Annotated in this window: 1 rRNA gene; it reads left to right on the forward strand. The window is 49.4% G+C overall.

The window, feature by feature from the left end:
* Positions 1-233: ribosomal RNA gene (locus HMPREF3057_RS01140) — 23S ribosomal RNA — on the forward strand; the annotation flags it as partial.

Consider the following 233-nt stretch of genomic DNA (forward strand, 5'->3'; position numbering starts at 1 on the left):
TGTGGGTAGCGGAGAAATTCCAAACGAACTTGGAGATAGCTGGTTCTCTCCGAAATAGCTTTAGGGCTAGCGTCGACATAAAGATTCTTGGAGGTAGAGCACTGTTTGGGTGAGGGGTCCATCCCGGATTACCAATCTCAGATAAACTCCGAATGCCAATGAATTATGGTCGGCAGTCAGACTGCGAGTGCTAAGATCCGTAGTCGAAAGGGAAACAGCCCAGACCACCAGCT

This window comes from Streptococcus sp. HMSC072D05 (genome assembly GCF_001815805.1).
Lineage (GTDB): Bacteria > Bacillota > Bacilli > Lactobacillales > Streptococcaceae > Streptococcus.